This window comes from Pseudoalteromonas sp. AS71 (assembly GCF_038900275.1).
Taxonomy (GTDB): domain Bacteria; phylum Pseudomonadota; class Gammaproteobacteria; order Enterobacterales; family Alteromonadaceae; genus Pseudoalteromonas.
Genome location: NZ_JBBMQZ010000005.1, coordinates 16,733 through 30,481 on the forward strand (window position 1 = coordinate 16,733; position 13,749 = coordinate 30,481).

A 13,749-nucleotide genomic window follows, 5' to 3' on the forward strand; every position below is an offset into this window, starting at 1 on the left:
ATATTCAACTTGCTCGCTACATAGTGAGTTTAAGTTGGATATACTAATTCAATTAACTATGGGGGCTATTTTAACGTTAAATAAATCATTTAGTAACTAGGCAAAAAACTTTGTGTTTAGTGGTTCTAAATAAAAGTTTTTTAACGACGTTAGTAATTGATTTAGATCGTTAAATTGTTCAAATAGTTATTTGGGTTAGTATCATTCACGGTTTTTTCCCAAAGCTTTATCACGTAGCGCCACTTGAAAAGTTAATGACGGGCAGTGCTGGCTTTTCAGCAGAAGTGTCTGACTTAATTACACGCTCGGCGGGTGTTGGCGAAATTATATTTGGACTGTGTTTATTTGTGTTTTATAAAAATAAACATCTAGTCACTTTAAATATATTAGCGCTTATTGGGCTTTTACTCGCTGTAGTTGTTATGCAGCCACAATTACTTATTGAAGCATTTAACCCTGTTACTACTAACTTGCCTCTTATTGGGCTAAGCGTTATTTGGTTAAAAGAGATTAAGCTGTTGAATAATCGATATCTCTAAATAAAAAAGGTATGCAAATGCATACCCTTTTTTGTAGTACTTAATTTGTAAAATTAGTACTTATTTTTATGCGTCCATAAATGCAATAATTCACTGGCAATTGTTGCTGCGGCAATGGCGGTAAGCTCGCTTTGGTCATACGAAGGTGATACCTCTACCACATCCATACCCACCATATTTATGCCTTTTAGCGCACGCAGTACTTTAAGTACTTTATCTGACGTTAAACCACCACACACAGGAGTGCCTGTACCAGGCGCAAACGCAGGGTCTAAACAATCTATATCAAACGTTAAGTAAACCGGTAGGTCACCTACTCGTTCAAGTATTTGCGCTGCAATATCATTTGCATGTAAATCGTTGGCTTGCATTGCATCAATCACAGCAAATTCATGTTTGCTTTGATCAAAGTCGGTACGAATACCTATTTGTATACTGTGCTCAACATCTATCAGCCCTTCCATTGGTGCATGATAAAACATAGTGCCATGATCAAATCGCGATCCATTGCTGTAGGTATCGGTGTGCGCATCAAAATGCACTAACGCCATTTTGCCATGTATTTTTGCATGAGCACGTAATAGCGGAAGCGTCACAAAGTGATCCCCCCCTAAACCTAATAGCGTTTTACCTTGACGAAGTATTTGCTCAGCAGCCATTTCTAATTGCGCAGTAAAATACTCAGGGTCGCCAACAGGGTAAGTAAAGTCCCCTGCATCGGCCACTTTTAAGCGCTCAAACAACGGAAACGTCCACGGGTATTTAGTGTCTTCCCATGCTAAATGAACCGATGCACGACGAATTGCATCAGGGCCTAAGCGCGCACCTGGACGGCCCGATGTCGCTAAATCAAATGGTAAGCCTAAAACCACTACGTCTGCATCAATTGCATTAATGTTTTGCACCATAGGACGACGTAAAAACGTCATCCCATTTGAGTACAATGAGTGATCTGCGTGACCAAACAAAGTTGACATTGCTTATAACTCTTCTAAATAAGTGTAGCCGTCAAGGCCGCTTTGCAACTCGTCTAAAACGCTTTGCTGTTCGTGTTTTTCAATTTTAGTGCTTACTAATTGCTCGTATGATTGCTGAAAACTTTCAACATCTAAATGTACATAGCGCATCATATCGGCAACAGTGTCACCTTGGTTTATTTCGGTAATACTTGCAACGCCTTGCTCATCCATATTAACAATGGCGCTGTGCGTATCGCCAAACAAGTTATGCATATCACCTAAAATTTCTTGATAAGCACCCACCAAGAAAAAGCCCATTAAATAAGGCTTGTCAGCACTAAACTCTGGCACTGGTAGTGTGCTTTCAATACCTTGTCCATCTACGTAATGCTCAAGTGCACCGTCTGAGTCACAGGTTATATCAAGTAATACAGCACGTTTTTTTGGTGCTTCAGTTAAGCCACTTAATGGCAATACCGGAAACACTTGATCAATGCCCCATGCGTCTGGAAGCGATTGAAATAACGAGAAGTTTACAAAAAACTTATCGGCTAAACGTACGTTTAACTCGTCAATAATAGGACGATGAAAACGGTTTTTATTATCCATGTGCTTGTTAAGTTCATAACAAATACGGATATTAATTTGCTCAGCCCATGCACGTTGCGATAAATCAAGTAAACCTAGTGCAAATTGGTTATGCGCTTCAGCTAAATCACCTTGGCTGTCGTGATAAATCTCAATTAATGCACGGTCATCCGTTAAATCAGTTAACTGTACAAACGACGCCCACATGTTTTTTAATAACAGGGGTGCATCTGCTGCTGGCGCTACTAACTCTTCTGGCGTGTAACTTTCAGTACCAATAACATTAGAAATAAGCACAGCATGATGTGCCGTAAGCGCACGACCTGACTCAGAAATAATAGTCGGCATTGGTTGTTCATATTGCTTACATGTATCACCAATGGTGTACACAATGTTATTTGCGTACTCAGCTAAGCTGTAATTCATAGAGTTATGCGATTGGCTACGTGTGCCGTCGTAATCAACAGCTAAGCCACCACCTACATCAAGGCAATCAATTTCTGCGCCTAATTTGCGTAACTCACAGTAAAAACGCGCAGCTTCGCTTACACCTAAACGTACGTCACGAATGTTCGCCATTTGCGACCCTAAGTGAAAATGTACTAGCTGCAATAAATCAAGTTGGCCTGCGTCTTTTAAACGATTAACTACATGCAAAACTTGCGATGCAGATAAACCAAATTTTGATTTTTCGCCGCCACTCGCTTGCCATTTACCTTTACCTTGCGACGCTAAACGTACGCGAATACCAATGCGCGGTTTTACGTTAAGCTCTTTTGCTTGGCTAAGCACCATATCTAGCTCAGAAAGCTTTTCAAGTACGATATACACTTTATGACCTAGCTTTTCGCCAATAAGTGCTAAACGTACGTATTCTTTATCTTTGTAGCCATTACATACAATTACGGCGCTGGTTTTTTCAGCCAATGCTAATACTGTAAGTAGTTCAGGCTTGCTGCCGGCTTCTAAACCAAGTTGCTTTTTTTCTACTTGTGCTTGGCTTGCTACTATTTCTTCAACCACTTCACGTTGTTGATTTACTTTTATTGGATAAACTAATAAGTAGTCTTTAGGGTAACCATAGTTTTCAATCGCAGTATTAAATGCGCCGCATAAGCTGTGAACACGGTGGTGTAAAATTTGCGGAAAACGAACTAAAGCAGGTAAGCTTAAACCTTTATCTTGTAGTTGCTTTGCGATATCTGTTAATGCAATGGTTTGCTCTGGGGCATGAGCCTTGGGCGCCACATACACATCACCTTGATCATTAATACCAAAAAAACCTTGGCTCCAATGACGAACATTGTAGCTCGTACGAGCTTGTTCTAGTGATGTTGTTTCTTTCATTTATCTTTCTCTTTTATTTGATGAATGCCAATAGTGAGTATCGGCTGATTGCGCGCATTAAAAGAAAAATAGGGATTCAAGTCCAACAAGTATTTTTACTCGTAACGAGTAATTTTTAAGATTACAAATACCCATTTTATTACACAGCCAACGAGCCCTTAATTAATAAGGCTTAGCTGCTAATTAACTTTATGATTTAGCCGTATATAGTGGACTATGCAGGTGAGTTTCACTTCCAGAACTATATAAGTTTTTGTTTAATTGATTACTACTTTGGTTATTGAGTCTGCTTTTGAAGATGTAGATCCAAGTTTGCGCCATGCTTCGTACTTTTCACTTTTGAGCCATGTAATACCTATGTACTCTTCCCAATTAACAAAATCGAGAGTTTTATAGCGCTCCTCTGCGCAGCCACCAGCGCCAAATGCAACTCTGCAAAGCGTTAATGTAAGATACGTGCCATCGTATTTAAGGCGTTTATTGCTTTGATTTTCTGGGCAACTAGACAATAACCGAGTTGGGATATTTAAAACAATGCTTGCTGTTTTTATACTGCCTTCACTAGCAACTCGAGTAATGGACGAGCAACCTTGTAAATAAAATTCATAGTTATCAATAACAACATCAGGCGTTAATGGCTCCCACCAAGGCGTAGGTAGCGAGGTAGTAACATTGGTTTTTAAAGGATTTTTGCTACAAGCAGCTATCAAAACAAGGAAGCCAAAGAGTAAAAGCAGTGATTTGTAAATATTCATAATTGGCTTCCTATCTCTGCAGTTTAATTTATTTGAGTATAGGATATTTTAACAAAAGGAAATTGGACGAGATTAAACACTTTTAGGTGCAAAAATAATAATGGCCATACCAAGTAAAGCAACAGCTCCACCAATAACATCCCACATAGTGGGCTTTACGCCATCAACAACCCATAACCACAATAGCGCAACGCAAATATATACGCCGCCATAAGCTGCATATACACGACCAGATGCATCAGGGTGAAGAGATAATAGCCAAGCAAATAAAGCTAAACTTAAAGCCGCAGGAATTAAAAGTAATATACTTTTATCCTCTTTAAGCCAAAGATAAGGAAGGTAACAGCCAATAATTTCGGCAAGAGCGGTTATGACAAATAGCGCGATAGTTTTTACTTCAAACATAACGTTCTCACGTAATTTAATTAGCTAAGTAACATACAAATGTTGTTACTTAGCTATTTTACTTATTCAGCTAATGCCATTGCGGCAAGCTTCATTGTACTCTCAAACGATTTAGTACCCGCTATAAACAAACCATTGTGGCAGAACACGGCATCATCAATACCTGTTGCATCTACAAACGCTTCATCAGATAAGCCTGACCACGCTTTAGGAAGCGATTTTCTATCCTCAAACGATCCTGGCTCAACTGGCACAGTCTGTAATATCCATTGCCCAGAATGCGATGGGTAAACCATGTATAGTGCATCGCTTGATAAAATATGCACTGTTTTTTTCCACGGAGTGTATTTTTCAAGCACTATAACTCTGGCATCTTCTGCACTTTCAATTGCTTTGGCAACAATCTCTTTTGCATTTACACTTCCGTGAGCTGATGCGATAAAACGAATGAGCATGCGAGCTGCAAATTCAACAGCTTCATCAAAGCAGGTATCAAAGTTACTTTCTTCTTCCCATGTAGGATTAAACATTGAGATTGTTTGGCTCAAGCTTATTCCTTTTGACACACCTTCAACATGACCACAATCAATGGCGTCAATTGTTGAAACTAAGCCCGAATCAACTCTATCAGCAACGGCTTGGTTATCATCACACAGCGCTAAGCCATATTTTTTCCACACTAAGCCAAATGATGAAAAAGGAATGCCATTTTCTCGTTCGCCTGCACCACCACGTTGATGATGATCGAAGCGATTAGTTTCGGGGTCATATTCGCCACCTACATCAATTACAAAGTCGGCACCCTCTATAAGCGCTTTATCGCGAGTACGTACCAGTTTAAACGTTGGCAAAACATGTTTAAGTACAGCAATACTAAAAACGTCATCTGCATGAAAATTACCATTGTGGGTTACTACTGTTATTTCGCTCATTTGTTTATTGCTACTTTTAGAAAAGATAAAAATTCTCGCTTTGTAAGTTAGTCACTAATTATCGAGGCAGATTTTATACGAAGACAGATGTGAAAAACAGTGAAGTATTTTTTGCATCACTATAAAAGACTTTCTTAAAGTGATTAGCGTGGTTATGCCGTTTATTGCAAAGCAATAATAAGTAGCTTCTTAAAACTACTCTAAATTAGAATAAAACGAATGATCATGGACCTGATATTTACGACATATTGAGATTTAACATGTCGTAGCGTTAATAAGCTTATTGGCTAAGCCCTAACTCCATAAATACACTTTGTGGATTATCTATATATGAGCCAAAACTGCTACAGCGTTTAAAGCCTAAATTTTCATATAAATTGATTGATTTTATTTGTTTTGGACCTGTTTCTAAACGTATTAACGGGATCTGCTTCTCGCCAGCTTGATGTAATAAAATCTGCATAATACGTCTTGATAGCCCTTTACCACGATGACTTGGTTTTACGTATAAACGTCTTATTTCGCCATAAGGCTGAGTATCAAATTTCTCTACGATCGCACCACAGGCAATAATACCTTCATCAGTTTTTAAACCAATAGCATACACATTAGGTAAGGTTAATTCGTTTAGCTCCAGAGACTGCGCTGTAGCAACAGGATATAAAGAATTTATAAGTCGGTCTATATCGTCAAATACATTTACTACATCGGGATCATTAGGGTTCAAATCAACTAACTGCATAAAGCTTCCATTCATTGTTATAAGTTTATTAAGCTTTAAATAATATATTCAAGCGGGCATAGCTTATCATTGTTTAACCAAAAAATCTTTAGTCCTTATTTAGCATATAGTTTGTGGAATTTTAACAGCTAGAAAAAGTAAAATGTCCTTGTATATAGAGAGTTTCTGTTTGGTTATTACCAATTAGCTTAATTAAATGATCTATTTTGAGATAATAAAATCGTGTCGATAACAAGGCAGAATTTTTAACACAGTTACCGCCAGGTTTAATCCCTCTAAACGATTAAGTATTATTGCGGATTGCTATTAGCCCTATGCCATTTTAAATAACGTTCTTTATCCATAGGCTTTGCAACTAAGTAGCCTTGCATAGTATCAATATTCATTTTTGTAAGTAAGTCATACTGCTCTATTGTTTCTACGCCTTCTGCAACGACCACTAAGTTTAAGCTTTTACCTAGACTGATAATTGTTTGTGCGATATTAAAGCCAATCTCATTATCTAAAATCTTATCAACAAAGCTCTTATCTATTTTTAATTCTTTAACAGGAAACGCACTTAAGTAAGCTAAGCATGAATACCCTGTTCCAAAGTCGTCAATCGAAAATAAAAAGTCAGCAGCAATGAGCTCTTTCATTTGCCTAATTGTATAATCTATATCGCTAGAGAGCATTGACTCAGTTATTTCTAACTTAATTTGTGATGCTCGAATATCAAATTTATTAATAATGTTAAACAACTCACCTTTTAAATTTGATGAATTGAACTGACTTTGACTAATATTAATTGAAACACTAAACGAGTTGTCAATTATAGCGTTTGCTTTCAGTTCATTAATTAAAATACATATATCATGCAAAACAATATTTTGTAGTTTTTGAATAAGACCGTATTGCTCAGCTATAGGTATAAATTCGTTTGCCGCTATCAGCCCTCTTTGAGGATGGTTCCACCTAATGAGTGCTTCAGCACCAACAACGTTACCTTGCGTATTTACTTGTGGCTGAAAGTAAGCACAAAACTCATTAGACGCAATTGCCCTCACTATATCGGTTTCTAGTTCTGCTTGCTTTTCAAGCAGTGTTTGCAAGGCTGGATCGTAAAAGCTACTGCTATTCCCCCCCTTATTTTTAGAATGATACATAGCTGTATCTGCAAATTTTAATATATTTCCAGCCTGTGCATTTACGCTATCAATTAGGCAAATACCTATGCTACAACTTACTTGGAATGCAAGGTTGCCCAATTCGAATTTATCATGAAAAGCTCTTTGAATTTCTTGAGCAACTGATTTACATTCTAGGATTGCTTGCTTTGTGTCTTGCCCTATGTGTTTAAGTAAAATAATAAATTCATCACCACCCGCTCTGGCTAGTGTATCTGAGTCTTTTATTATTGCACTTAACCTTTTTGATAGCTCCACAAGTACTTCATCCCCGGCACTGTGCCCAAGTGAATCATTAATACGCTTGAAGTTATCTAGGTCTAAAAATAATAACGCCCCTATATTTTTATTGCGCTTGATACTCTCTACACACGCGCTTAATCTGTCACTAAGCATTCTTCTATTGGGAAGTTTAGTTAATGGATCGTAAAAGGCGAGTTTGTGAACTTCTTGCTCAGCTTTTTTCTTTATTGAAATATCTCTGGCCATCCATATTACATGTCTTTTTGTAGGGCTATTGGGATTGTAATGATCTAAAACCGCAGCCCGTCCCTCAAAAACTATATTTCCTTTTGGTACATCTAATTCGTACTCAAAAATTTGCATCTCGTTAGTCGAAAGTGTTTTTTCAATAACGTCAATTATCATCTGCGCATCTTTTTGAGGAAGCAGGTCTTTAACATTTTGACCAATAAGATCCGTCGACGAATCAAGCAGCAACTCATTAGAGGTACCATAAACATCGGTATATGTGCCATCTTCACTTAAAATGAGGATGAGATCGGGCATTACTTTGGTGAAGGCTTTAAATTTTTCATTACTGTGCTGTAAATTAACGACAAGCTGTTTTGCCTTCTCAAATTCGTTACTTTTCTCAAGAGCGATACTTGAAAAGTGTACAAAAAAATCTATTAATTCTAAATCTTGCTCTGATGGGGTTTTAGGTGTGCTGTGATAAATAGCAAAGGTGCCTAACAAATCAGCTTGAGTCGAAAAAATAGGTGTTGACCAACATGACCTAAGATCAAACTTTAGCGCTAAATCTTTAAAGTCCTCCCACAGCGGTGAGGTTTCAATATTTTCTACAATTGTGCGCGTCTTCGAGAATGCTGCAGTACCACATGAGCCGACTTTTGGCCCTATGTAAATACCATTAAGCAATTCACAGTACTCTGGGTGAATATTAGGGGCTGCGCAATGAAAGAGCTGCTGGCCTTTAATTGATAAAATGGAACACCTTGCAGACTCATCATCAATAATCTGCTCTATTGATAAACAAATTTCAGTAAGCACCTCATTTAAGGGTACCCCTAATGCAATTTTAGATAAAATGCCTTGCTGGTGAGATAATAACTTTTTTAACCGATCCGTACCCATTTCCACTCGCTCGCATTATTTATACATATTGATACAACAAAAAGTCTCATGCAGATGCTTTTTTCTATGTAGTAAAGTTCAGTATAGTCATGATTAGTAAGTTTATTCTTTTATTAATAAAAAACTAACCTGATCTACATTGATTAATCATAATTGCATATTACTAAACACCTGTAGGTACTATATAACCAAAACCGCAACATTAAAGCTAACACTTTGTTACTTAAAAATACTGTTCAAAATTATTAAGCTATTTATACTGTAGCTAGTGATAAATATTTTTTGAGGTTACAGTGCAGATCACACAAGGTATGGAATATTTTTTTTCGGGGTTTAAATTAATTAGCCAAAAAGGGTTAAAGCGTTTTGTACTTATCCCACTTTTAATTAATGTTTTACTATTTGGTAGCTCGTTGTTTTTCTTATTTGGATGGCTAAGTGATAGCTTTAGCTACATTAATAATATGCTGCCAGAGTGGTTAAGCTGGCTTGAATGGCTAATGTGGCCAATTGCAGTATTAGTCGTATTATTTAGCTACAGCATGCTCTTTACTGTAATCACTAATTTTATTGCGGCCCCCTTTAATGCTTTATTAAGTGAAAAAGTTGAGCTCTATTTAACGGGTCAAAAAATTAATGATGACGGTTTTTCCGAATTAGTTAAAGATGTACCTAGAATGCTTGCCCGTGAGTGGACAAAGCTGTGCTATTACCTTCCTCGCGCTATTGGCTTTTTTATACTTCTTTGGGTTTTACCTGTCATAGGTCAAATACTATGGGTTTTATTTACCTGCTGGATGTATGCGGTGCAGTATGAAGACTATGCATTTGATAACCATAAAATTGGCTTTAAGCAGATGAAAGACGATTTAAAATCTAAGCAAGGTTTATCATATGGGTTTGGTTTTGCCGTTATGTTATTAACCGCTATACCCTTTGTAAACTTAATAGTTATGCCTGTAGCTGTGTGTGGTGCAACACGTTTGTGGGTCGATAATTATCGGTCAAAATACCGCAGTTAATTAATAGGTTGCTGACTTTTCAATATTAAAAGGTCACCGCACCCGAGATAAAAAAGCACCTAAGGTGCTTTTTTTAATCTATTTTTAAAGCAATAAATTCAAGCGATGCACGCCTTGGTAATGCAACGCTTTGTTTATCTACTTCTTCGAAGTTTTTAATCAAAATACTAAAGCGCTGATTGTTAAAATTAACGGCTGTAACTTCACCTATTTTTATACTGTAGTTTTGCTGCTGGTTAAACAGCGTTAGTGTTCGCTCGTTTATACGCTCTACGAATAAGTAAGGTGTTTGATCAGGCATCTTTAAACGGATAACATTGATTTTACTTAACTCATGTACCGCCACCCAATTTTGACTCTGCATTAACGTATTATAACTACTAATGCCTTCAGGCTGATAAACAACATCTTGGCTTATCACGCATGTCTTACAGCCCTCTACTGATTCAACTCGCCAGTCAATAGCTGTATTTTTATAATATAAATTGTCATTTTTTAGTAACCATTCACGTGCATTGTTAGTATCGCTACACGCTATTAGTAAGCTTAAAAAACTACTACAAACAATAAACTTAATACTTAACCCTAACCCTAGTGTCATATTAATGCTCTTTAATTGCTTTTAACTCAGCAATAATTGCACTACTTGGTTGCGCTTCTTTTATATAACTGGGCAGCGTTTCAATATACGTAGGCGAGCTTTGTAAATTATACACCTTACTATTATTGGTATTTGGTACCCCAAATCGATTACCTGCACTTTGCATATAAAACTGCAAATTAAGCATGTTCCACTCATCTACATCACTAAGTATTGATATTGTATTATCTTGGTTAGTATCAAAGCTGGTTAAGCTTTCAGTGTTAATTGCATTACAGTTAAAATCAACAGGTAGTGAGCCATTTCGATTTAACCCCTGTGCTTCAAGTATTGTGCTCTCATTTAAATCTGCTGAACTACCACTTGAATAATCAATAATAAAATCATCTGTAGAGCCTAAATGACTATTAGTATTTGGTGTAATATCACAACTAACATTGCCTGGATAAAAGCGCTCATAATAACGATCGCCTTCGTTATTACCTATTGTTGATAAACCCGCTAATTGATATAAATAATTCATAGAGCTTAAATGATTAGGCTTAAAGTTAATCTCTTCATCTCCACCATGGTATAAGCCTAAGTTATGGCCTAGCTCATGAAAGATAGTTGATGCTTGATAATTATAAGTTACATTGGTTGCTGTTTGTGTATCCAAAGTTAAGCCCCACCCTCCCATAGTTACCATTAAATCATTACCGCTGATCTCAGCAATACCCGACCCACTAATACTGCCATCTTCATTTCCACTACTTGCCATTAATAAGTAATGAAAAATGGGTCTGCGGGTTATATCGGTATATTCCATTTTATAAGTAAATAAATTAGGGCTACTTAAATCGTACTCAAACGGAGTATAGCTATTAAAAGGGACAACATTTCCGCCACCTAAATCAAAGTTTTCCGGCGCAATATCGCTATTTTGATCAAATAAATCACCTACATCAAAATGAACGGTGTAGCCTTTATTTGCAAATACACTAACAATTTTTTCAAGTGCAGTTCGATGAGGCGTTATTCCAACATCACTACTATCCATATAATCTATTTCAATAAATATATCTTTTTGTGAAGTACGCGCCCCCCATTCATACAGAGGCAGCCCAGCAAATGTTGCTCCCTCTGTCTCTGCGCAATCTGGAATACCGTCTTTATCATCATCTATTGAGCAAGTTATATCGTTAGGCCCTGCCGGAGTGTTGAATACTGAGTAGTTCCAGTCTGTATTTTGGTTGGTATCGGTTGCGCCGAGCGCACGCTTTAAGCTGGCGCCCTGCTCTGGCAGTATTTGTGCAGCATTTTCTCCTTGCCACTGCGAGGCTGTTACTGGCTCTTGGGTTGAATTTCCAAACTTAACAAAATCGATAGTTTGTGTACTCGCACTATTAAGTAATTCTGCAAAACCATTTATGTACCAATAAGGCCTAATTTGATCATTCGCGTTACCAACAAGTACAAGCTTTGTATTATTTAATGACGCACTTGCTAAAAAGTCATCACCAAAGCGACTTTGTAAAATAATATAGGCGCCATTTAAAAGCTCTTTATCAGGCAGCGCAAATACTTGCTCATCACTCAGCGTACTATCTGACATATTAATACTGCGAGCTTTAAGAGAGTAGTCTTGTAAATTTACTGTTGCACCGGTGCCATTATAAAGTTCAACCCAAGGTAAGTCGTTACTAAATTGCACAGATGAAAGCTCTGTTATTTTTATATTTTGGCTAGAAGTTGTAAACGAGGTGGCAGTTTGCGCCAAAATAGTTGTGCTATCAAAATTAGCTAAATCAGCTGTAACACGAACAATATATTGAGTGTCTTCATCAAAGCTTGCGCTTAAATTTACAGTATGAAAATAAGTACTTGTGTCGCTGGTAGTACCCGACAAACTTTCAATAGTTAAAGCCAAGCAAGTAGTAAAGTTATCTGCTGACACTTGTATGCTTCCAGTACAAGTACCATTACTAGAATTAACGGCTAAAGTACTCACAAGCATAATATCTGAAAATGTAATGCTAACAGGGCTATCTACAAATACTGGTTCATTACTATTTTGTGGTGTTACATTACTAATCGTAGCGGGCGTTGAATCAATAACGGTAATACTTAGTACAAATTCGGTTGTGTCTTTGGTATCAGTCGCCGTTAACGTATAGCTTTGTGGAGTGATACTATTTGCGGGAGGTGTGTAACTAAAACGTAAGGCTTGGGCATCAATAACACTAATTTGCGCACCATTTAAATCATCACCAAAGTCAATCTGTACGCTATCGTTATCAGCATCGCTAACAACTAAACTAAATTCAGTGGCTTGATTATATTGCACGCTAATACTTACATCATCTGCAGTTGGTGGATTGTTTGGTGCTAATATCATAACTGTTTTTTGAGCGTTATTTGTTGCGTTATCGTCATCTGTTACAGTTACTACAAAGGTAACATTGGTGTTTTGTGCAACAGTAGGCGCGTTAAAGCTAATACTTGTTTCTGCTTGAATAAGTTCAACTACAGGGCCACTTATTTGCTGCCAAGTTATGCTGTTAATACTCCCGTCACTATCTTGTGCATCTGCAACTAAGGTTACACTAACGCCTTTTTCAGCTTCTTCAGGGCCTGTAACAATAACTGTTGGCGCGCTATTTACTTGATTGATTAAAACCGTTTTACTCGCTTGAGCGCTTTTACCGGCATTGTCAGTTACGGTTACGCTAAAACCTAGCGTTGTATTTTCAGATACATTAGGAGCAGTAAAACTAAGGACTCCATCTGCTTGTGTAAACTCAACATTGTCCCCAGCAGACTGAATCCAATTAATATTACTTATTGTTCCATCTGTATCTTGAGCGTTAGCAACCAAACTAACCTGTCCGTTAGCAAGTGCACTACTTGGGCCTGTAATATTAACTGTAGGTGCATTATTTTGAGAAGTGATAATGCCTGAAAATACCTGTTGTGCAGTAGCACCTGAATTATCAGTAACAGTAACTGAAAAACTAAAGGTCGTGTCAGTGGTTACACTCGGTGCAGTGGCGGTAAGCGTGTTACCGTTAGAGGTGAACGTAAACTCAGGGCCGCTAAGTTGTTGCCATTGATAGTTGGCTATTTGTCCGTCACTATCACTTGCAAGCGCAGTAATAGTAAATGATTGGTTAGAAGCAATAACGTTACTACTAACAGAGAGCGTAACACTGGGCGCAGCGTTACCAGAGGGCGTAGTTGAATCACTACCTTCTCCGCCGCCGCCACAACCTGTGATTAAAAGTGATAAAAAAAGTAAACTTAGCCATTTATTAATATTGTTTTTTACCACTTTTAG

At 37.5% G+C, this 13,749-nt stretch carries 11 protein-coding genes; 2 read left to right on the forward strand and 9 right to left on the reverse strand.

Going from position 1 to position 13,749, the window contains the following annotated elements:
• Window positions 1-173: 173 nt before the first annotated feature.
• Window positions 174-539: a DoxX-like family protein gene (locus tag WNY98_RS04875; RefSeq protein WP_342877360.1), complete on the forward strand. Its 366-nt coding sequence runs from the start codon at window positions 174-176 to the stop codon at window positions 537-539.
• Window positions 540-592: 53 nt separating this feature from the next.
• On the opposite strand, the gene speB is transcribed toward WNY98_RS04875, so the two are convergent.
• The 7 genes from speB to WNY98_RS04910 all read right to left on the reverse strand — a co-directional run bounded on the left by speB (window position 593) and on the right by WNY98_RS04910 (window position 8,810).
• The gene (gene speB, locus WNY98_RS04880; protein ID WP_007583987.1) at window positions 593-1,516 is read right to left on the reverse strand and encodes an agmatinase; all 924 of its coding nucleotides are present in this window, start codon (window positions 1,514-1,516) and stop codon (window positions 593-595) included.
• A gap of 3 nt (window positions 1,517-1,519) precedes the next feature.
• Window positions 1,520-3,433 (reverse strand): biosynthetic arginine decarboxylase, encoded by a 1,914-nt coding sequence (gene speA / locus WNY98_RS04885; protein WP_076924841.1) that lies wholly within the window; start codon window positions 3,431-3,433, stop codon window positions 1,520-1,522.
• A 257-nt stretch (window positions 3,434-3,690) separates the two neighbouring features.
• A complete protein-coding gene (locus WNY98_RS04890; protein WP_342877290.1) occupies window positions 3,691-4,188 on the reverse strand; it encodes a hypothetical protein in 498 nt (165 codons plus the stop codon).
• Between the two features lie 72 nt (window positions 4,189-4,260).
• A complete protein-coding gene (locus WNY98_RS04895; protein WP_342877291.1) occupies window positions 4,261-4,593 on the reverse strand; it encodes a YnfA family protein in 333 nt (110 codons plus the stop codon).
• A 62-nt stretch (window positions 4,594-4,655) separates the two neighbouring features.
• A complete protein-coding gene (locus WNY98_RS04900; protein ID WP_342877292.1) occupies window positions 4,656-5,525 on the reverse strand; it encodes an MYG1 family protein in 870 nt (289 codons plus the stop codon).
• Between the two features lie 280 nt (window positions 5,526-5,805).
• Window positions 5,806-6,267, reverse strand: coding sequence for a GNAT family N-acetyltransferase (locus WNY98_RS04905; RefSeq protein ID WP_076924837.1), 462 nt, complete (start codon window positions 6,265-6,267; stop codon window positions 5,806-5,808).
• A gap of 290 nt (window positions 6,268-6,557) precedes the next feature.
• Entirely contained in the window at window positions 6,558-8,810 is a 2,253-nt protein-coding gene (locus tag WNY98_RS04910; protein WP_342877293.1) for an EAL domain-containing protein, read from the reverse strand.
• Between the two features lie 293 nt (window positions 8,811-9,103).
• Between WNY98_RS04910 and cysZ the strand changes: the two genes are divergently transcribed.
• On the forward strand, window positions 9,104-9,832 hold the full coding sequence (gene cysZ, locus WNY98_RS04915; protein ID WP_024600670.1) for a sulfate transporter CysZ: 729 nt from the start codon (window positions 9,104-9,106) through the stop codon (window positions 9,830-9,832).
• Between the two features lie 73 nt (window positions 9,833-9,905).
• Here the strand turns inward: cysZ and WNY98_RS04920 are convergent, their stop codons facing one another.
• Both WNY98_RS04920 and WNY98_RS04925 read right to left on the reverse strand, forming a co-directional pair.
• A complete protein-coding gene (locus tag WNY98_RS04920) occupies window positions 9,906-10,433 on the reverse strand; it encodes a hypothetical protein (RefSeq protein ID WP_342877294.1) in 528 nt (175 codons plus the stop codon).
• Window position 10,434: 1 nt separating this feature from the next.
• Window positions 10,435-13,743, reverse strand: a complete 3,309-nt coding sequence (locus WNY98_RS04925) for a hypothetical protein (protein ID WP_342877295.1) — start codon at window positions 13,741-13,743, stop codon at window positions 10,435-10,437.
• Between the last annotated feature and the right edge of the window lie 6 nt (window positions 13,744-13,749).